24 protein-coding genes and 1 pseudogene are annotated in these 18,790 nt (G+C 71.4%); 14 read left to right on the top strand and 11 right to left on the bottom strand.

Annotated elements, in window-relative coordinates:
• Nucleotides 1-27: 27 nt before the first annotated feature.
• Nucleotides 28-420, top strand: a complete 393-nt coding sequence (locus AB3K78_RS09065; RefSeq protein ID WP_416442545.1) for an aldehyde dehydrogenase family protein — start codon at nt 28-30, stop codon at nt 418-420.
• Here AB3K78_RS09065 and AB3K78_RS09060 read toward each other — a convergent pair.
• From AB3K78_RS09060 to AB3K78_RS09040, 5 genes are all read right to left on the bottom strand, one after another.
• Nucleotides 410-1,306: a dihydrodipicolinate synthase family protein gene (locus AB3K78_RS09060; protein ID WP_416447332.1), complete on the bottom strand. Its 897-nt coding sequence runs from the start codon at nt 1,304-1,306 to the stop codon at nt 410-412. The two genes, AB3K78_RS09065 and AB3K78_RS09060, sit on opposite strands and share 11 nt — an antisense overlap.
• Before the next feature lie 47 nt (nt 1,307-1,353).
• Nucleotides 1,354-2,184 (bottom strand): EamA family transporter, encoded by an 831-nt coding sequence (locus tag AB3K78_RS09055; RefSeq protein ID WP_416447331.1) that lies wholly within the window; start codon nt 2,182-2,184, stop codon nt 1,354-1,356.
• A gap of 37 nt (nt 2,185-2,221) precedes the next feature.
• A complete protein-coding gene (locus AB3K78_RS09050) occupies nt 2,222-2,821 on the bottom strand; it encodes a helix-turn-helix domain-containing protein (RefSeq protein ID WP_416442543.1) in 600 nt (199 codons plus the stop codon).
• A gap of 95 nt (nt 2,822-2,916) precedes the next feature.
• Nucleotides 2,917-3,123, bottom strand: a complete 207-nt coding sequence (locus tag AB3K78_RS09045) for a hypothetical protein (RefSeq protein ID WP_416442541.1) — start codon at nt 3,121-3,123, stop codon at nt 2,917-2,919.
• Complete coding sequence (locus tag AB3K78_RS09040; RefSeq protein WP_416442539.1) at nt 3,084-3,389, bottom strand: carboxymuconolactone decarboxylase family protein; 306 nt, start codon at nt 3,387-3,389, stop codon at nt 3,084-3,086. Before AB3K78_RS09040 ends, AB3K78_RS09045 begins: the two co-directional genes overlap by 40 nt.
• A gap of 173 nt (nt 3,390-3,562) precedes the next feature.
• On the opposite strand from AB3K78_RS09040, the gene AB3K78_RS09035 reads away from it, so the two are divergent.
• The 5 genes from AB3K78_RS09035 to AB3K78_RS09015 all read left to right on the top strand — a co-directional run bounded on the left by AB3K78_RS09035 (nt 3,563) and on the right by AB3K78_RS09015 (nt 7,018).
• Nucleotides 3,563-4,489 carry an NADP-dependent oxidoreductase gene (locus AB3K78_RS09035; RefSeq protein ID WP_416442537.1) on the top strand — a complete coding sequence of 309 codons (927 nt, stop codon included), beginning with the start codon at nt 3,563-3,565 and terminating at the stop codon, nt 4,487-4,489.
• Nucleotides 4,486-5,706, top strand: coding sequence for an NAD(P)-binding domain-containing protein (locus tag AB3K78_RS09030; RefSeq protein WP_416442535.1), 1,221 nt, complete (start codon nt 4,486-4,488; stop codon nt 5,704-5,706). The genes AB3K78_RS09035 and AB3K78_RS09030 overlap by 4 nt, the downstream gene beginning before the upstream one ends.
• Nucleotides 5,703-6,287, top strand: a complete 585-nt coding sequence (locus AB3K78_RS09025) for a YdeI/OmpD-associated family protein (protein ID WP_416442533.1) — start codon at nt 5,703-5,705, stop codon at nt 6,285-6,287. The genes AB3K78_RS09030 and AB3K78_RS09025 overlap by 4 nt, the downstream gene beginning before the upstream one ends.
• The gene (locus AB3K78_RS09020; RefSeq protein ID WP_416442531.1) at nt 6,284-6,769 is read left to right on the top strand and encodes a hypothetical protein; all 486 of its coding nucleotides are present in this window, start codon (nt 6,284-6,286) and stop codon (nt 6,767-6,769) included. Before AB3K78_RS09025 ends, AB3K78_RS09020 begins: the two co-directional genes overlap by 4 nt.
• A gap of 63 nt (nt 6,770-6,832) precedes the next feature.
• Nucleotides 6,833-7,018, top strand: coding sequence for a hypothetical protein (locus AB3K78_RS09015; protein ID WP_416442529.1), 186 nt, complete (start codon nt 6,833-6,835; stop codon nt 7,016-7,018).
• 134 nt (nt 7,019-7,152) lie between these two features.
• On the opposite strand, the gene AB3K78_RS09010 is transcribed toward AB3K78_RS09015, so the two are convergent.
• From AB3K78_RS09010 to AB3K78_RS08985, 6 genes and pseudogenes are all read right to left on the bottom strand, one after another.
• Nucleotides 7,153-8,067 (bottom strand): ABC transporter substrate-binding protein, encoded by a 915-nt coding sequence (locus AB3K78_RS09010; RefSeq protein WP_416442527.1) that lies wholly within the window; start codon nt 8,065-8,067, stop codon nt 7,153-7,155.
• 26 nt (nt 8,068-8,093) lie between these two features.
• Nucleotides 8,094-8,441, bottom strand: a complete 348-nt coding sequence (locus AB3K78_RS09005) for a hypothetical protein (protein ID WP_416442525.1) — start codon at nt 8,439-8,441, stop codon at nt 8,094-8,096.
• A 17-nt stretch (nt 8,442-8,458) separates the two neighbouring features.
• Nucleotides 8,459-8,836: pseudogene (locus tag AB3K78_RS09000) on the bottom strand (ABC transporter permease); the annotation flags it as partial.
• Complete coding sequence (locus AB3K78_RS08995; RefSeq protein WP_416442523.1) at nt 8,833-9,534, bottom strand: ABC transporter permease; 702 nt, start codon at nt 9,532-9,534, stop codon at nt 8,833-8,835. The gene AB3K78_RS08995 and the pseudogene AB3K78_RS09000, both read right to left, overlap by 4 nt.
• 1 nt (nt 9,535) lies before the next feature.
• Complete coding sequence (locus tag AB3K78_RS08990; RefSeq protein WP_416442521.1) at nt 9,536-10,405, bottom strand: ABC transporter ATP-binding protein; 870 nt, start codon at nt 10,403-10,405, stop codon at nt 9,536-9,538.
• Between the two features lie 50 nt (nt 10,406-10,455).
• Complete coding sequence (locus AB3K78_RS08985; RefSeq protein WP_416442519.1) at nt 10,456-11,886, bottom strand: dihydrolipoyl dehydrogenase family protein; 1,431 nt, start codon at nt 11,884-11,886, stop codon at nt 10,456-10,458.
• 214 nt (nt 11,887-12,100) lie between these two features.
• Between AB3K78_RS08985 and AB3K78_RS08980 the strand changes: the two genes are divergently transcribed.
• From AB3K78_RS08980 to AB3K78_RS08945, 8 genes are all read left to right on the top strand, one after another.
• The gene (locus tag AB3K78_RS08980; protein ID WP_416442517.1) at nt 12,101-12,541 is read left to right on the top strand and encodes a hypothetical protein; all 441 of its coding nucleotides are present in this window, start codon (nt 12,101-12,103) and stop codon (nt 12,539-12,541) included.
• Nucleotides 12,542-12,646: 105 nt separating this feature from the next.
• A complete protein-coding gene (locus tag AB3K78_RS08975) occupies nt 12,647-13,174 on the top strand; it encodes a hypothetical protein (RefSeq protein ID WP_416442515.1) in 528 nt (175 codons plus the stop codon).
• A 126-nt stretch (nt 13,175-13,300) separates the two neighbouring features.
• Nucleotides 13,301-14,701 (top strand): L-serine ammonia-lyase, encoded by a 1,401-nt coding sequence (locus AB3K78_RS08970; protein ID WP_416442513.1) that lies wholly within the window; start codon nt 13,301-13,303, stop codon nt 14,699-14,701.
• 81 nt (nt 14,702-14,782) lie between these two features.
• On the top strand, nt 14,783-15,421 hold the full coding sequence (locus AB3K78_RS08965) for a hypothetical protein (RefSeq protein ID WP_416442511.1): 639 nt from the start codon (nt 14,783-14,785) through the stop codon (nt 15,419-15,421).
• 184 nt (nt 15,422-15,605) lie between these two features.
• Nucleotides 15,606-16,382 (top strand): YcnI family protein, encoded by a 777-nt coding sequence (locus AB3K78_RS08960; protein ID WP_416442509.1) that lies wholly within the window; start codon nt 15,606-15,608, stop codon nt 16,380-16,382.
• Nucleotides 16,379-17,038, top strand: a complete 660-nt coding sequence (locus tag AB3K78_RS08955) for a copper resistance CopC family protein (RefSeq protein ID WP_416442507.1) — start codon at nt 16,379-16,381, stop codon at nt 17,036-17,038. Before AB3K78_RS08960 ends, AB3K78_RS08955 begins: the two co-directional genes overlap by 4 nt.
• Nucleotides 17,039-17,336: 298 nt before the next feature.
• A complete protein-coding gene (locus AB3K78_RS08950) occupies nt 17,337-17,609 on the top strand; it encodes a hypothetical protein (RefSeq protein WP_416442505.1) in 273 nt (90 codons plus the stop codon).
• 130 nt (nt 17,610-17,739) lie between these two features.
• Entirely contained in the window at nt 17,740-18,756 is a 1,017-nt protein-coding gene (locus AB3K78_RS08945; protein ID WP_416442503.1) for an NAD(P)H-dependent flavin oxidoreductase, read from the top strand.
• Nucleotides 18,757-18,790: the final 34 nt, after the last annotated feature.

Here is an 18,790-nt window from a genome sequence, read left to right as displayed (position 1 = left end):
CCGTCCCGACGATGCGAAGGTTCTCCCATGACTGCTCACTCCGCCCGGCACCTCATCGACGGAGCGCCCTTGGGGGACGCCGAAGCGCCCTCCATCGCGCCGGCCACCGGGGAGACCCTCGGGCGGTTCGCCGACGCGGGGGAGGCGGAGGTCGCGTCGGCGATCCGGGCCGCCCGGACCGCTTTCGACACGACCGACTGGTCGCGCGACCGTCGGCTGCGGCACCGCCTTCGAACTGTCGCTCGCCGTGCCGAAGCTCCGGTACTTCGCAGCGCTCGCGCCGACCGACAGCGGGTGCGCCGCCGAGGTGAGCCCGACCTCGGCCGTCGCGCTGAGCGCACCGGCGGCGCGAGAGCGGCCTGGTCTCCGAGTCCGGTCTCGCGGCACTGGCTCGTGCGGCCGGCCGCGCCTACGCGGTGAGGTCGAGGTCGCGAACGACCTCCGCGACGCGAGCGCGCTGAGGCGCGGTGAGGCCGCGGATCGGCAGCGGGAGCGATCGCTCGGAGACGAGGCCCAGCAGCTCGGCGATCGCGGCCACGACGCGGATGCTGCCGCCGAACTCGGCGAAGAGCGCCCAGAGCGGAGCGAGTCGTTCGGATACCGCCGCGGCTTCGTCCGCGCGGCCGTCCTGCGCCGCTCGCGTGATCTCCAGTGCCGGGGCGGGCAGGGTGCCCGCGATCACCGAGTTCCAGGAATCGCAGCCGGCGTTCAGGCCGGTCGCTGCTGATGCGTCGCCCGAGACGCCCACTGCGACGCCCGCCGGAACCGCGGCGCGTACCGCAGCGACGCGTGCGCGGGCGGCCGTCGGGTCGGCGGGGACGCTCGGGATCTTGACGGCGCCGATGCCGGGGAGCGCGGCGACGCGAGCGATGAGCTCGACCGAGAACGAGAACTGCGTGGTGCCCGGGTTGTCGTAGACGATGACGGGCAGTTCGGTGTGCTGCGTCGCCGTGCGGAACAGCTCGAATACATCGTCGTCGGTGAGCCGCTGGTAGCTCATCGCCGGCAGCAGCAGGCCCGAGGCGCCCGCCGCCTCGGCATCGTCGATGTGGTGCAGGATCCGCGAGGTGCGCAGATCGCCGACGCCCACGAACACCGGGGTGCCCGCAGCGTGCTCGACGGCGAGACCGGCGATCCGCGCGCGTTCGGAACGATCGAGGTACGGGTACGAGCCGGTGGAACCGAGCGCCGTGATCGAGTCCACGCCCGCGGCGTGCAGCCGCTCGATCAGCCCGACGAAGGCGTGTTCGTCGATCCGGTCGTCGCGCAGCGGGGTCAGCGGGAAGGCGCTCAGGCCGGTGAACATGCTCATCACTGCTCCAGTATCGGGGATGGGGGCGGAGCCGGCCGAGATCAGGCCGTCCCCGCGGCGGGCGGTCGCGCGCCGCCGCGCTGCGCCGATGCTCCGGCGAGCACGACCAGGGCGATGCCGAGGATCTGCATCGGGCTCGGCGTCTGGCTGAGCACGACGAGGCCGGTCAGCACGCCGAATGCGGGCTCGATCGAGAGGAGCGTACCGAACGCGTGGTGGGTCATCCGGCGCAGTGCCAGCATCTCGAGGCCGAACGAGATCACCGGGGTGATGAGCGCGATCCCCGCGGCGGCCGCGACGACCCACCAGCTGAACTCACCGCCGATCGCCTGGGGGATCCCGAACGGCGCGATCGCGAGGGCGGCGATCGGGATCGTGAGGGCGAGGCCGCTGATGCCCGAGAAGCGGTCGCCGACGTGCTGCGTGAGGATGTTGTAGAGCGCCCAGCAGAGCGCCGCGGTGAGCGCGAAGCCGACGCCGACGAGGTCGATCCGGCCTCGCCAGGGCTCGGTGAGCAGCACGACGCCGACGAGCGCGAGGGCTGGCCAGACCAGGGCCCTGCGGTGCTTTCCCGCCAGCGCGGCGACGGTCAGCGGACCCAGGAACTCGATCGCGACCGCGGTTCCCAGCGGGATCCGCTCCACCGCGCCGAGGAAGGATGCCGTCATGAAGCCGGTCACGACGCCGAGGCCGATGAGTTTCGGGAGGTCCGCGCGGCGAATGGACCGGAGCGACGGGCGGGCGATGACGACGAGGAACACCGCGCCGAAGCACATGCGCAGCCAGGCGGTGCCCGCGGGCCCGACGGCGTCGATGAGGCCGACCGAGAGCGCGTTCGACACCTGGATCATGAGCATGGCGGTGACCGCCATCGACCAGGCCGGCACGCGCGCGGGGAGAGCTGCGGAGTCACTCGGCACCTCCAGGGCGGGTCATTCCGACGCCGGGTTCGAAGACCGCGAGCGTGAATCGAGCGGGCTCCGTCTTCGGGTTCTCGTACCAGTGCGCGGCGTCGGCGAAGAATGCGATGGCGTCGCCGGCATCGAGGCGGAGCGTCTGCCCGACGAGGCCGATGTCGAGCGACCCCTCGTGCACGTGCAGGAGCTCGCGAGTGCCTTCGGAGTGGGCTTCGCCGTCGTGGCGGTCGCCGGGGACGAGGAGCCATTCCCAGAGCTCCACGACGTCGGGCGGTTCGGTGCCGACGATGAGCGTGCCGTGGCTTCCCGGCGCTCCGCGCCAGAGGACCGCGCCCTGGCCGGCGCGGGTCACCTTCGCCGCGCGCGGCTCGGGCGGCTCGACCAGCGCGGGCAGTCCGAGGCCGAGCGCGTCGCTCAGGTGGAGCAGTGTGCCGACGCTCGGATTCACCGTCCCCTGCTCAACGCTGACGACCATGCGGCGGCTCACGCCGGCCGCCTCGGCGAGCTGATCGAGGGTCCAGCCTCGAGCCAGTCGCTCCTGCCGCACTCGGGCCCCGATCACCCGGGCCAGCGACTCTGCACCTGCATCCATGCGTGCAGCATAATGCACGAATAGTGCATTTTATGAATCTCGGGGTCGTGTGCGTCTCGCCCGGAGCCCCATCGTCCGGGGGGGGGCAGCGCGGGTCAGCGCAGCAGCTTGCCCGCGTCGTCGCGCGACCGTACCGGGTGCTGGCTGAGGATCGAGACACGATTGAACGCGTTGATCGTCGCGGCGACCCATTCCGCCGCGACGAAGGCCTCGTCTCCGAGCACGTTGCGGGCGCCGGCCAGGTCCGCCTGCGCGTCCTCGCTCAGCGGGAGCCGGGTCGCCGCTTCGGCGACGGCGAGCACGGCGGCCTCCGCTCCGCGAACCGCTCGGTCTCCCGCCATGCGGGCAGCAGGTCGAGCTTCTGCTGGGGGATCCCCGCCTCGCGAGCGCCGCGGGAATGCAGGTCGAGGCAGAACGCGCAGCCGTTGAGCTGCGAGGCGCGGACCTTGATGAGTTCGGCCTCGGCCGCCGTGAGCCCGAGGCGCACGGCCGAGTCGGCGACGGCCGCCGAGAACGTCGAAGCGGCCTGCCAGGCTTCGGGTGCGACCTTGTCGAGATACGGACGCATCGGGACTCCTCTCGGTGTCGGATCCGGTGCAGGGGGCAACCGGCCGATGGGCACCAGTATTCCTGCGAAACCCGCGGAATGGCAGGGGATCGGGCGGCGTTGGGATCGGGGAAGCGTCGTCGCCCTCCGAATCGGAGGGCCGAACCGATCCGCGAACTGCAAGGAGAACCGAGATGCGAGCCGTTGTCTACGATCGATACAGCCAGGAGCTCGAGGGCCTCGAGGTCCGCGATGTGGCGGAACCGAAGCTCTTCGCCGGGTCCGTGCTGATCGAGGTGCGAGCGGCCTCCGTGAACCCCGTCGACTGGAAGATCATGGCGGGATACCTGGACGGCATGATCGACGCGCGGTTCCCGGTGATCCCGGGGTGGGACGTCGCCGGAGTCGTGGTCGCCGTCGGCCCCGATACGCCGGAGTTCCGCGTGGGCGACGAGGTGCTCGCCTACGCGCGCAAGGAGACCGTGTCCGCCGGGACCTTCGCGGAGCGCGTGGCGGTGCCCGCCGAAGCCGTGGCGCTCAAGCCCGCCGAACTGTCGTGGGAGCAGGCCGCGGGGCTGCCGCTGGCCGGAGGGACCGCGCTGCGCGCCGTCGACGCCCTCGGAGACCTGGAGGGGCGCGTGCTGCTCGTGCACGCGGCGGCGGGCGGTGTCGGCAGTCTGGCGGTGCAGATCGCGGTGGCCCGCGGAGCTCGGGTGATCGGCACCGCGTCGGAGCGCAACCACGAGTTCCTGCGGAGTCTCGGTGCCGAGCCCGTCGCGCACGGCGAGGGGCTCGCGGAGCGCGTGCGCGCATTGGCGGGCGGCCCGGTCGACGCCGTCGCGGACTTCGTCGGCGGGCAGCTCGAGGCCACGCTCGCCGTGCTCCGCGCCGATGGGCCGCACGTCTCGGTCGCCGACGACTCGGTCGTGGAGCACGGCGGACGCATCATCTGGGTGCGCGTCGACGGCGTCGAGACGGCCCGGCTCGCCGAACTCGCCCGCCGCGGCGTCCTCCGAGTCGAGATCGCCGGGACCTTCGGGCTGGAGGAGGTCGGGGACGCCTTCCGCGCCAGCCGTACCGGACGCACGCGCGGCAAGCTCGTGATCCTGCCGCAGCGATGAGCTCGGTGCGGCGCGCGACCGTCGTCGTCATCGGTGCCGGGCAGGCGGGGCTCTCCGCGGGATACCATCTGCGGCGCCACGGCTTCGCGAGCGCCCTGGCGCACCCCGATGCCGCGAGGAGCTTCGTGATCCTCGACGCCGAAACGGAACCCGGGGGTGCGTGGCAGCACCGGTGGGCCTCGCTCACCATGGCGACGGTGAACCATATCTTCGACCTGCCCGGATTCCGGCAGGGAGCGGTCGACCGCGAGACCCCGAGCCGCGAGGCGGTGCCGGAGTACTTCGCGGCGTTCGAAGCGCAGATGGGGCTGCCGATCCTGCGACCGGTCTCGGTCGCAGCGGTGCGCCGGGCCGATGCGGACCCCGACGGGGAGCTGCTGATCGAGAGCGACGCAGGGATCTGGCGCAGCCGGGCGGTGATCAACGCGACCGGTACCTGGCGCAGTCCGGTGCTGCCGGAGGTGCCCGGAGCCGATCGCTTCCTCGGGCGGCAGCTGCACGCCCGGGACTACGTCTCGCTCGACGAATTCGCGGGCCGGAGCGTCGCCGTGGTCGGCGGCGGGATCTCGGCCGTGCAGCAGCTGGAGGAGATCTCGCGGGTCGCACGGGTGGCCTGGTACACGCGGCGCGAGCCCGTGTTCCTCGACGGCGACTTCAGCCCGGAGGTCGAGGGACGCGAGACCATCGAGCGGGTCACCGCCGACGTCGAGGCCGGAAATCCCTCGCGCAGCGTCGTCTCCTACACGGGGCTCGCCTGGACCCCGTACGCGCGGGCCGCGCGGGACCGCGGCGCGCTCGTGCGCCGCCCGATGTTCACGGCCATTGAGCCGCACGGCGTTCGCGAAGCCGACGGATCCTTCACCTCGGTCGACACGATCCTGTGGGCGACGGGGTTCCGGCCGTCGATCGCGCACCTGGATCCGCTCGGGCTGCGCAACGAACGGGGCGGGATCGAGATGCGCGGCACGCGCGTCGCCGCCGAGCCCCGAGTCCACCTCATCGGGTACGGGCCGTCCCAGTCGACGGTCGGGGCGAACCGCGCCGGACGCGACGCGGTGGCGGCGATCGACCGAGCGCTGACCGCATCGGACGGAGCGTCGGCGCGGCCCGGCTCGGCGCGGGACCCGGAACGGGGCGACCAGACGGAACTGCTGGGCGCATCCCCGCGAGCCGGAACGTTCTCCGGACGGCCAGGCGCTCCTACGATGGAGGCATGACCGCACCGCTGCCGCCGCTGCTCACGCTCCCCGACGCCGCCGCCTGGCGGGCCTGGCTGGACGAGAACGAGGACTCCTCGGACGGGGTCTGGCTGGTGCTCGCGAAGAAGGGCACGACCGAGCCGACGTCCTTGAGCTACGCCCAGGCGCTCGACGAGGCACTGTGCAGCGGCTGGATCGACGGGCAGAAGGGGAGCCTCGATGCGGCGACGTTCCGACAGCGCTTCACGCCGCGGCGCAAGCAGTCGATGTGGTCGGAACGCAACCTCGGACTCGTTGCGCGGCTGATCGCCGAGGGCCGCATGCGCGAGCGCGGGCACGCCGAGATCGAGCGCGCCAAGGGCGACGGACGCTGGGATCGCGCGTATGCGGGGGCGGCCAAGGCGGAGGTGCCCGAGGACCTCGCGACCGCGCTGGCGGCATCCCCGAGCGCGGCGGCGGCATTCGACGGGCTGAACGGAGCGAACCGGTACTCGGTGCTGCACCGCCTCATGACGGCGACGAATGCGACGACTCGGGCGAACCGGCTCGCGCGGATCCTGACGATGCTGGAGAGCGGCGAGACGCCGCACCCGCAGTGAGCTGGACCCCGATGGGTGCGGACGACGTGGCGGCCGCGTATCCGGGACCGGCCCGTCACCGCACTCGCGAACGGATCCGATCCTGGCTGCTGCCGCTGCTCGGGCTGCTGCCGTTCGGTGCGGGGCTCGCGCTGTGGCTGCGCACTCTGCCGGCCACGATCGATTCGGCGGCGCAGCTCACCCGCGTCGAGTTCGGGTGGCCGCTGCCCTGGACGACGCAGGACCTGACCCGGTATGCGCCGCAGGAGTATCCGGCGCGCTTGGAGTACATCGGTGGCAAGTACCTCGTCGATCCGCCTCCGAGCGTCGAGAACTGGTGGCTGTTCGTCGCCGATGCCGTGATCCTCGGCGTGTGCGCCTGCCTGATGCTCGCGCTCCTGCTGCGGCTGCTGCGTCCCGTGCTGCTGGGACGGGCGAGGAGCACCGGTGCTGCCGGAGCTGCTGGTGCTCCCGGTCTTCCGGACGTCGGGGATCAGACCTGAGTCCGATGCGGGTCAGTACCCAGGGTCGATGCGGGCGCGAGCGCGTTCGACGATTCTGGGAGCATGACAGTCGCACGTGCTCTCAAGCAGCCGGTTCCCTTCGTCGCGGTCGCGCTCGTGGCCGCGTGCACGCTCGCCTTCGTCGCGGCGATCTCGCTCTTCCTCATGATCACGGGCACGACGCAGTCGATGCTCACCGCGCCGCCCGCGGCAGGCACCGCGGTGCACGTGCCGGTCTCGACGCCATAGCTCACGACACGAGTCGGGACCGGCTGCGGAGCACTGAGCCACCGGAGCGCCGGGGGCCTCTCCAGCCTCAGCATCGGAGCTCGGCACTGTGCGGTGCCGGACTCCCGTGCTGAGGCCGGGAGGTTTCTGTCCGGTTAGCTCAGGCCGTTGCTCTTCAGCCAGGCCTTCGCGATGTCGGCGGGCTGCTTCTTGTCGACGGTGCTTTCGACGTTGAGCTTGACGAGCTCCTCGGTGGTGAGTTTCGCGCTGACCGCGTTGATCGTCTTCGAGATCTTGTCGGCGATGTCGCTGCTCGCGATGGGCACGACGTTCGACGAGAGGATCATGTTCTTCGGATCCTTGAGCGCCACGAGATCGCCCTTCTCGAAGGCGGGGTCGGCCGAGTAGATGTCGGCGACCTGGACGGTGCCGGCGCGCAGCGCGTCGAGCGTGGTCGGGCCGGTGGCCGAGAACGCGAGATCGACGCCGTACTGCTGCTGGGCGGCGGCGGGACCGTAGGGGCGCTTCTCGAATTCGGGGGCGGCGCCGATGGTCGGTTTGCCCGGCAGCTTCGAGAGATCGCCGATCGACTCGACGCCGAACTTGTCGGCGGTGCTCTTGAGCACCGTGTAGGTGTCCTGGTCGGCGGCCTTGGCGTAGTCGAGAGCGGTGAGGTTCTTCGGTAGCGCCTTCTTGAGCTCCGCGTAGACGTCATCGGGGCTGGTGGCGGTGGTCTTCCCGTCGAGGAACTCGAGCAGGTTGCCCGTGTACTCGGGGAAGAGGCTGATGGCACCTGACTTGAGGTCGGGCATATAGGCGTCGCGCTGGCCGATGTTGAACTTGCGTTCGACCTTGGTGCCGTCCTTCTCGAGCGCCTGCGCGTAGATCTCGGCGATGATCTCGTTCGAGTAGTAGGCCTGCGACCCGACGACGACGGTGCCGCTCGACCCCGAGGACGAGTTCTTGCCGGAGTCGTCGAGCGGGTTCGCGGAACTGCAGGCGCCGAGGGCGAGCGCCACGGCTGCGGCGGTTCCGACGGCGGCGATACGGGTGATTCGAGCGGTGAACATGGTGTTCCCTTCTTCGGTGGTCTGGGTCAGCCTGCCGACGCGGCCTGCCGAGCACGGTGGCGCTCCCGGCGTTCGCCGCGCGCGGCCCGGCCGGAACCGGAAGCGGTGCGCACGCCGGCCGGGACCGCGGTGCGCTGGGCGAGCGCGAACAGGAGGTCGACGAGGAGGGCGAGCAGCGCGACGAGGATCGCGCCGGCGAGCACCTGGTCGAACTGGCGCAGCGGGATTCCCTGGATGATGGGGAACCCGAGGCCGCCGAGATTGACGTAGGCGGCGATGGTGACGGTCGCGATGACCTGCAGCGTGGCGGCCCGCAGCCCGCCGACGAGCAGGGGAGTCCGAGGCGGAACTCGACCTTCCAGAAGATCTGCCACTGGGTCATGCCGGTGGCCTTGGCGGCGTCGATGATGCGCCGGTCGATCGCCTCGAGTCCGGTGTACGCGCCGGCGAGCAGCGACGGGATCGCGAGCAGCACGAAGGTGAGGAGTGCCGCAGCCGGAACCTGCAGCACGCCGAAGAGCAGGACGAGCAGAATGAGCAGGCCGAACGACGGGATGGCGCGGGCCGCCCCGGAGATGGCGACCGCGACCTCCCGGCCGCGACCGGTGTGACCGATGACCCAGCCGACGGGCACGGCGATTGCCGCCGCGATGAGCACGGAGAGCGCCGTGTAGAGGAGGTGCTGGCCGAGCAGCGTGGGGATGCCGTAGCTGCCGCTCCACTGCGCGGGGGCGAACAGCCAGGCGAGCGCGTCGCCGAAGAGGTTCATGCGATCGCCTCCGGTCGGTGCCGGGGACTGCGGGCGTCGGCGCGCTCGCGGCGCGCGCTCGTCGTGGTCGCCCGTTGCCAGGGCATGAGCAGACGGCCGAGCAGCACGAGCAGCGCGTCGATGACGAGAGCCAGGAGGACGACCGCGATGACGCCGGCGAAGACCTCTTCGATGAGCCGACGGTCGAGCCCGTTCGTGAACAGGTAACCGAGGTTGTTGACGCCGATCAGCGTGCCGACCGTGGCGAGCGCGATGGTGCTGACCGCGGCGACGCGGACACCGGCGAGGATGACGGGGCCCGCGAGCGGGAGTTCGACGGTCCAGAAGCGGCGGGCGGCACCGTAGCCGGTGGCGGTCGCGGAGCGCAGCACGTCGGCGTCGACCGAGTCGAGCCCGTCGGCGACGGCGCGGACGAGAATGGCGACGGCGTAGATGGCGAGCGCGACGATCAGGTTGGTCTCGCTGATCGCCGAGTAGCCGAGGAGCGCGGGCAGCAGGATGAGCAGCGCGAGCGAGGGGATCGTGTAGAGCAGGCCGGTGAGCAGGATGATGGGGCCGCGGACGAGCCGGCAGCGCCAGGCGAGGCGGCCCAGCGGCAGGGCGATGACGAAGCCGAGCACGAGCGCGATGAGGCTCTGCCGCAGGTGCACTGCGGTCAGGTCGAGGATGAGCCCGAGGTTGTCGCCGATCCAGGTCACCTCAGCGGCCCCCTCCGTCGAACGTGCCGGAATCGGCAGCTGCGGCAGCCGGCGGCGAGTCGGCGACGAGCAGGCCCTGGGCTCGGCCGGAGGCGTCGACGACGACGGTCCCGTGCGGGGTCTGCCGGAGACTGAGCGCGCGCTTGCCGCGATCGGCGCCGATGAACGCGGCGACGAAGTCATCGACGGGATTCGCGAGGATCTCGTCGGGAGAGCCCTGCTGCACGACGCGGGCGCCGGCGTCGAGGATGACGATCTGATCGCCCAGGAGGATCGCCTCGTCGATGTCGTGGGTGACGAAGACCACGGTCTTGTCGAGTTCGCGCTGCAGCCGGAGGAGTTCCTGCTGCAGCTCGGCGCGCACGATGGGATCGACCGCGCCGAAGGGTTCGTCCATCAGGAGGATGTTGGGGTCGGCGGCGAGCCCGCGGGCGACGCCGACGCGCTGCTGCTGCCCGCCCGAGAGCTGGCTCGGATACCGGTCGGCCAGCGCACGGTCGAGCCCGACCGTGTCGAGGAGCTCGCGTGCCCGCTCGTGCGCCTCGCGGCGCGAAGCGCCGTTCAATCGCAGCACCGTCGCGACGTTGTCGATGACGGTGAAGTGCGGCATGAGGCCCGAGTTCTGCATGACGTAGCCGATGCTGCGCCGCAGCGCGACGGGGTCGCGATCCTGCACGCTCTCGCCGTCGATCTCGACCGTGCCCGAGCTGGGGTCGACCATGCGGTTGATCATGCGGAGCAGCGTGGTCTTGCCCGAGCCCGACGACCCCACCAGCACGGTGGTCCGCCGGGCCGGAATGACCAGGTTGAATTCCCCGACGGCGAGGGTGCCATCGGGGAATGTCTTCGATACGGAGCGGAACTCGATCATCGCTCAGACACTACGGCACCCCACCGACATTGACGAGGGAATTGCCGCGATTACGCCGATTCCCGTCCGTAGGCCTCGAGCAGGCGCAACCAGACCTCGCTCACCGTCGGATACGAGGGCACCGCGTGCCACAGGCGCGGGATCGGCACCTCGCCGACCACGGCGACGGTCGCCGCATGCACGAGCTCGGCGACCTCGGGCCCCACGAAGGTCGCCCCGAGCAGGATCCGACGATCCTCGTCGACCACGATCCGCGCTCGGCCGCTCGCGCCGTCGCCGTGGACCGAGGCGCCGGCGACCGAGGAGAACTCGACATCGACCGCGCGCACCCGGCGGCCCGCCTCCCGAGCCGCCGCCTCGGTCACGCCGACCGACGCGACCTCCGGCTCCGCGAACACCACCTGCGGGACCGCCGCGCGATCCGCCGTCGCCGCGTGACGCCCCCAGGCGCGATCCTCGACCGGACCGCCCTGAGCGCGTGCCGCGATCGCGTCACCCGCGGCGCGCGCCTGATACTTGCCCTGGTGCGTCAGCGGGGCGCGACCGTTCACATCGCCCACCGCATACAGCCAAGCGGTGCCCGGCACCCGCAGCGAATCGTCCGTGCCGATCCAGGATCCCGGCTCGAGCCCGACGGTCTCCAGGCCGATGTCGTCGCTGCGGGGGCTCCTCCCGGTCGCCACCAGGATCTCGTCGGCGAGCAGCTCGTCGTCGGCGCCGTTGCCGGACACCCGCACCGTGACCCCGGCCGCATCCCGATCCACCCGGACGGGCGAGACACCCGTGCGCACGTCGACGCCCAGCTCGCGCAGCCCGTCCGCCACGAGCTCGCCCGCGAACGGCTCGAACGCGCCCAGCACGCCGCTGCGCGCGAGCATCGTCACCCGGGAGCCCAGGGACGCGAACGCCGTCGCCATCTCGACCGCGACCACGCCGCCGCCCACCACGATCAGGGACTCCGGCACCTCCTGCGCGCTCGTCGCCTCGCGGCTCGTCCACGGCTCCGCCTCCTGCAGCCCCGGAATCCCCGGCACCACCGCATCGGAACCCGTGCTCACCGCCACCGCATGCCGCGCCGTCAGCGTGCGCTCGCCGCCGTCCGCGTCCGTCACCGTCACGCGGCGCTCGCCGCTGATCCGGCCGTGCCCGCGCACCAGATCGATGTGCGCGCTGCGCAGCCAGTCGACCTGGCCGGCATCGTCCCAGTCGCTCGTGAACGCGTCGCGGCGCTTGAGCACCGCGGGAACGTCGAGTTCGCCCGTGATCGCCTCGGCCGCGCCCGGAACCCGACGGGCCGCCCGCAGCGCCTGCCCCGAGCGCAGCAGCGCCTTCGACGGCATGCACGCCCAGTAGGAGCACTCACCGCCCACGAGCTCGCGCTCGACGAGCACCGCCGTGAGGCCGCCCTGCACGGCGCGATCCGCGACGTTCTCGCCCACCGGGCCACCGCCCAGCACGATCAGATCGTATTCATCGGTCATCTGCATCACAGCCTCTCCGAATCGGATGTTCCCACCCTTTCAGCTTCAGTCGGCTCGGGGAAGGGGGATCCGGAGTTCGGACCTGGCGATCAGGTTCGGTGTTCGCGCCGGGCTCCGATGGGGGCTTCTGCGCGCCGGTAGGGTGAGGATCATGTCGCACGTGGATCCGCCGTTCGGGATGGTGTTCTTTCGTGTTGGCGCTGGCGCTGGCGAAGTGCAGGAGGCACGTCGGATCGTGGCGGGCGACGGTGCGAGCGGTCGCATCGTCGGGACGATCCTCGACGGGGAACTGCTGATCGTCGAACTCGACGCGCATCGCAGTCTCGCCGTGCTCGATCCGCGAAGCGGCGTGCTCACGCCGCTGAACCAAGATCGCGCGAGCGCCGAGGGATTCCTCGACGCGTTCGCGCACTATCTGGCCACGGGCCCCGCGTCGACAGGACCCACGATCCTCACTGCCGAGCAGGCCGCGGCGAAGCTCGCTGCGCTGCGGGCCGGAACCCTCAAACTCGGGGCTGCCCGGCGCGAGCCGGTCCCGCACGCCGAACGGCTGCGGATCCTGCGCGAGACGCTCACCCGCATCGACCCGGGCGCGCTCGGGGAGTCCGGCTGGTGGGCGGGACCCCTCGAAGAGGCGGGCGACGACCTGCTCTGAGGGCGGCGACGTGGGCGGTCGCGCGGGTCCTCGGGTGCGGGTCGGTGCCGGTGCGCGGCCGTTCCCGCACGTCACACGTCGGATCTCCGGCGGTAGCCTGGTGCCATGCGATTCGGGCGGAAACGGAAGCGGCGCGACCGCGGCGATCTGCCGCTCGAGGACGTGGCCAGCCGCATCACCGCGTACGTGTACGGCAACATCATCGTGCTCGCGACGCTCATCCCGCTGTCGCGCGAGGATGCGCAGAGCGGTTGGTCGTTCTGGATCGTGCTCGGCGCCTCCGCGACGACGTTCCTCGCGCACACCTTCGCCGAGTCCGTCGGGCTGCGTGTGCGCTCGGATCACCGGCTGAGTCGTGAGGAAGCACGTGATGAGCTGCGCAACTCGATGCCGGTGCTCACCTCGGGTGTCTTCCCGGCGGCCGTGCTCGGCCTCGCGGCGCTTTTCGGTGCACCGGGGGAGTGGGCGCAGCTCGCGGCGGAGATCTACGTGATCGTGCGCCTCGGCCTCACCGGCGTAATCGTGGCCCGCATCCGCAAACAGCCCAGCTCGCTCCGTATGATCCTGAGCGGAGTCGGTGTCGCCGTGGTGGCGGCGGGGATCGCGGTCGGGAAGATCCTGGTGGGGCACTGAGGCGAGTTCTGTCTTCCAGCCGAGAAATCTCTTCGTCTGTGAAGTGAGGTCGGCTGGCGAGGTATCCAGCACTACGATGACTGGTGTCCAACGTCGGACGCAGCCTCAGGAAGGACCGGCCGCAGCATGACTGATCGGGGCGTCTACGTCTCAGCGCTCGAACTCTTCTCGCTCGGCATCGGGCCCTCGAGCTCGCACACTGTCGGGCCGATGCGCGCCGGGGCGATGTTCCGCGAGCGCCTCGCCGCTGCCGGCGACCTCGGGCGGGTGACGCGCTTCGTCGTGCGGCTCCAGGGCTCGCTCGCCGCGACCGGCATCGGCCACGGATCGCCCGACGCCGTGATCGCCGGGCTCCGCGGGCTGCAACCCGAGACCGTCGACCCCGACCTCGTGCACGGCGAATGGGATCGCCTCGACGCCGGCGAGACCATCGACGTCGACGGTGTCGCCATGACCAAGCACGACATCGTGTTCGCCCCGTTCTCCCGACATGACGGGCACCCAAACTCCCTCGTGCTGACCGCGGAAGCCGACGGCGAGACCCTGCTCAGCGAGACCTACCTGTCGATCGGCGGTGGATTCATCGAGCGCGTCGAGGATCCTGACGGGGAGACCAGCACCGAAGCGAATAGCACGAACGACGCGTCGGCGACCAGCGCCGCCGACCCCGCCACCCCGCAGCTCCGCCACCGCTACGCGAGCATCGCCGAGCTGATGGAGCTGGTCGGCGATCGCCGCATCGCCGACATCGCGTGGGAGGACGAGGTCGCGCTGCACGGGGCGGAGAAGGCTCAGGCTGGTCTCGACCTGATCTGGGCGGAGATGCGATCCTGCATCGAGCGTGGTCTCGAAGGGCGGGGTGTGCTGCCCGGCCGGCTCGGGGTGAAGCGCCGCGCCGCCGAGGGGTTGCGCAAGCTGCGCGAGCGCGACGGCTGCGACACCGCCGAGGAGGCGCTGGCGCTCTACGCGCTCGCGGTGAACGAGGAGAACGCGGCCGGGCGCCGCGTCGTCACGGCTCCCACGAACGGGGCGGCGGGCGTGCTGCCGGCTGTGCTCTACTTCGCGACCGTGCAGGGCGGCTTCGAACCCGAGGCGATCCGCACCTTCTTGCTCACCGCGACCGCCATCGGCTCCGTGTTCAAAGCGAACGCCTCCATCTCGGGCGCCGAGGCCGGCTGCCAGGCCGAGGTCGGGAGCGCTTGCGCGATGGCCGCCGCGGGCCTCACCGCGATCCGCGGCGGATCGGTCGCCCAGATCGAGAACGCCGCCGAGATCGCCCTCGAACACCACCTCGGTCTCACCTGCGATCCCGTGGGCGGGCTCGTGCAGATCCCGTGCATCGAGCGCAACGCGGTCGCGGCGTCGACGGCGCTGACCGCCTGCCGGCTCGCGCTGCTCGGCGACGGCACGCACGTCGTGCCGCTCGATACGACCATCGAGACGATGCGTCAGACCGGCGCCGACATGTCGGAGCGCTATAAGGAGACGAGTACGGGCGGCCTCGCCGTCAACGTCGTCGAGTGCTGATCCGGAGGGCGCACCCGTGCCCGCACGGGCGGGAACGAGCCAGGGTCCCGCACCGGCGGCGAACGCCGTAGACTCGCATCCGTGCTGTCATCGCGAGCGGATCGAACGGGTCGTGGACTCGTCGCCGCCGCGATCGCGGTGTTCGTCGCCGTGCTGTCGCACTCCATCGCGGACGGCCGCCCGGCGCCGCTGCTCGGCATCCTGCTGACGCTCGTGTTCGCGGTGCCGCTCTGCGTCGCGCTCGCGGGGCGCGAGCTGTCGTGGATCCGCCTCTCGCTCGCCGTCGGCCTCAGCCAGTTCGTGTTCCACGGGCTGCTGCTGATCGGGATCACCGATCCGACGGTGCTGCCGGGCGCTGCGGACGCGGCGACCGCTGCCGTGCAAGCCGCGCAGGGCGCCCACGCGGCGCACACCGCGCAGGCGCTGCTGCCCGGCATCGCGTCGGTCGGCCCCGCCGCGCACGCGGCCCACGCGGGCGCGGGCATGTGGATCGCCCACCTCATCGGTGCCGCGGTGACCGTTGCGGCGCTCGGTGCCGGGGAGCAGACGCTGCGCGCGCTGCTCGACCTCTTCGGCTGGGATCGTCTGCTGCGGGTCCTGAACTGGGTCCCGTCGCCGCAGCGCGCGGCGGTGCGGATCGCTGCCGCCTGGCGCTTCACTGCGCCGAAACTCGTCGTGCTGACGGAGATGCGTCTGCGCGGACCGCCCCGTTCGGCGTAGCCCGCACCACTCACTCATTTCTCACTGCGCACGTGCGGTCCGCCGGGAATCCGGTCGACCGCTGCGGCTCGCGTCGGCGACGCCTCGCCGCGTCTCGCCGAACACGTCTCGCCGAAGACGTCTTGCCGACCGTTCGTACCGGCCTCGCGCCGTGCGTGCGCGCACACCGAAAGCCAGCAACCTCATGAACACTCACATCACGCCCACCACCCCCGCTGCGCGCACGAAGAAGCGCCTGCTCGGATCCATCGCGGCCCTTGGCCTCGGTGCGACGCTCGCGATCGCCGCCCCCATGGCGGCGTCCGCGCACGTCACGGTCGATCCCGGGCAGGTCGAGGCCGGCGGTTGGAGCTACGTCACGTTCCGCGTCCCCACCGAGTCCGACACCGCGAGCACCACCAAGCTCGAAGTGCACCTGCCGAAGGACACCCCCTTCACCCACGTCTCGTACCAGCCGACCCCGGGCTGGAAGACGGCGGTCGCGCAGCAGAAGCTGCCGAAGCCGGTCACGGTCATGGGCAACACGATCGAAGAAGCGCCGACCGAGGTCACGATGACCGCCGATGGATCGGGGATCCTGCCCGGCCAGGTGCAGACCTTCACGCTCTCGATCGGACCCGTGCCCGACACCGGGCACGTCGTGATCCCCGTCACCCAGACGTACAGTGACGGCAAGGTCGTCGAATGGAAGGCGACGCCCGAGGAGGTTGCCAAGAACGACACCCTCGAACCCGCGCCCGTGCTCTGGATCAACGACGCGCCGCCCGCCGGCGACCACCACGCCGGGGTGACGGCGAAGGCCGATGCGCACCACGGCGAGGCGGCAGCCGCCGGTTCGCATGCCGAGAGCGACTCCGGCGCGGTGTCGCTCGGTCTGAGCATCGGAGCGATCGTGCTCGCGGCAGGCGGCGCGCTGCTCGCCGCGCTGGCGTTCGCCCGCTCGCGGAAGCCGCAGGCGTGATCCGCCTGCGGGTGCGCGAGCGGGAGGGCGAACGCGGGAACGCTCGCGAACCCGTGCGTCGGAAGGCCCACGGGATCCGTGCCGCGCTCGCGGGAACCGCCCTGGCGCTCGTCGCGGTCCCGTTCGCCGCGTCGGCGGCGTTCGCGCACGACTCGCTCGTGAGCGCGACGCCCGCCCCCGACGCGACGACCGGCGCGGTCGACTCCGTCGTGCTGCAGTTCAACAACTCGCCGCTGGGTCTCGAAGAGGGCAACCTCGTGCAGGTGATCGGCCCCGACGGGAAGTACTACGAGACCTCGTGCCCCACGCTCTCCGCGACGCAGGTCACCACTCCCGTGAAGCTCGGCCCGGCGGGGAAGTACGAGGTCGAGTGGCGGGTGGTGTCGTCGGACGGGCACCCCGTGGCCGACCGGTTCACCTTCACCTACACGGGTGAGCCTGCGTCGGGCGCGGGGTCGGAGACGCCGCACTGCGGCAAGGCCGCGCCCGCCGGGGCTGGGTCTGCGGCTTCGGAACCCGCGGGCGGTGAGCGGCTCGCCGAGACGAAGGGCGCCGGCAACGGGCTCTGGATCGGAGCCGGGGTCGGTGGCGCGGCGGTGCTCGTCGTCGGCCTGGGCGCCTGGGTGATCCTGCGGAAACCGCGCGCCGGGCGCTGATCCGGCGCTGTGGGAGGCGTGGGAGCGTGCGTCTGCGCTCCCGCCTCCCGCACCGCCGCCCCGTCTCCGACGTGCGTCTGCGCCGTGCCGTCGCTGTCGAGATTGCAGGTGTGCATCGTATGCGGGCCCATGACCTGGACAACTGCAATCTCGACGAGGAGGCGGGCGGAGGAGCGCGGGATCGCCGGGGAAGAAGAAGCGGCACAGGGTCCGCGTGCCCGCGCACGCCGGTGACAGCGGGGGCCGCCTGCACTACGCTGCCAGTGTCAGACCGTACGGCCGAACTGGAAGGCGCACCATGAAGACGACGAAACGACTGATCGCAGCCGCACTCGCATTCGGAGTGATCGGCGGAGCCGGCCTCGCGAGCGCCACTCCGGCCATGGCGGCGGGCGGCAAAGAGACCATCCGCTCGATCAAGATCCTCGGATACAACAGCTATAGCAACTGCCTCGTCGGTACGAACGCCTCGCAGCTCACCCTGACCAAGCAGGGCAAGACCGTGACATCGGCGAGCTGCAGCCAGGTCTCGAACGGCACCTGGACAGGCGTCGTCTGGTATCGCGGCTGAGCTCCCGGCGAGCGCGACCGACGGATTCCGCCAGCGATGACCAGCGCTCCGCCGGGATTCTTCGTGCACCTGCGACAGAAAAGCCGCAGAACACGACCCCGGCCGAGCGCGCCGCGCCAGGATGTGAGCCATGACGGACAACGCAGACCGCAGCCCCGCAGCGACCGACGCTCGCCCCCGCCTCACCACCCGCTTCACCGAGGCGCTCGGCATCGAGTACCCGGTGGTGCAGGGCGGGATGATGTGGGTTGGCCGAGCCGAGCTCGCCGCCGCCGTTTCCGAGGCGGGCGGCCTCGGCATCATCACCGCGCTGACGCAGCCGACGCCGGCCGACCTCGTCAAGGAGGTCGAACGGGCGCGCGCCCTCACCGACAAGCCGATCGGTGTGAACCTCACGATCCTCCCGTCGATCGCGCCCCCGCCCTACGACGAGTACCGGCAGGCGATCATCAACGCCGGAGTGACGATCGTCGAGACCGCGGGATCGAGCCCTGAACCGCACATGCAGCAGTTCACCGATGCGGGGATCAAGGTGATCCACAAGTGCACGAGCGTCCGCCACGCGTTGAAAGCGCAGAGCCTCGGCGTCGCGGCCGTGTCGATCGACGGCTTCGAGTGCGCCGGTCACCCCGGTGAGGACGACGTGCCCGGGCTCGTGCTGATCCCCGCCGCCGCCGACGCGCTGAAGATCCCGTTCATCGCCTCCGGCGGCTTCGCCGACGGCCGCGGCCTCGCGGCGGCACTCGCACTCGGCGCCGACGGCATCAACATGGGGTCGCGCTTCATGTGCACCGTCGAATCGCCCATCGCGCAGGCGGTGAAGGAACGGATCGTCGAAGCGAGCGAACTCGACACCAACCTGATCTTCCGCACCCTGCGCAACACGGCGCGCGTCGCCAAGAACTCGGTCAGCGACGAGGTCGTGCGGATCCTCAACGACGGCGGGCAGTTCCCCGACGTGCTGCCGCTCGTCGCCGGTGCGCGGGGCCGCAAGGTGTTCGAGCAGGGCGACATCGAGGCCGGGATCTGGACCGTGGGGCAGGTGCAGGGCCTGATCCACGACATTCCGAGCGCGGGCGAGGTCGTGCGTCGCACCGTGCGCGAGGCGAGGCTGCGCCTGCAGGAGCGGCTCGCCCAGTTCGCCTGAGGTGGCGGGTGCTCGCCGAGCGCGCGGGAGCACG

It is taken from the genome of Leucobacter sp. HNU (genome assembly GCF_047946755.1).
In the GTDB taxonomy this organism is placed as follows: Bacteria; Actinomycetota; Actinomycetes; order Actinomycetales; family Microbacteriaceae; genus Leucobacter.
Note: the sequence above shows the minus strand (reverse complement) of the source record. Positions and strands in the feature narration are given on the sequence as shown.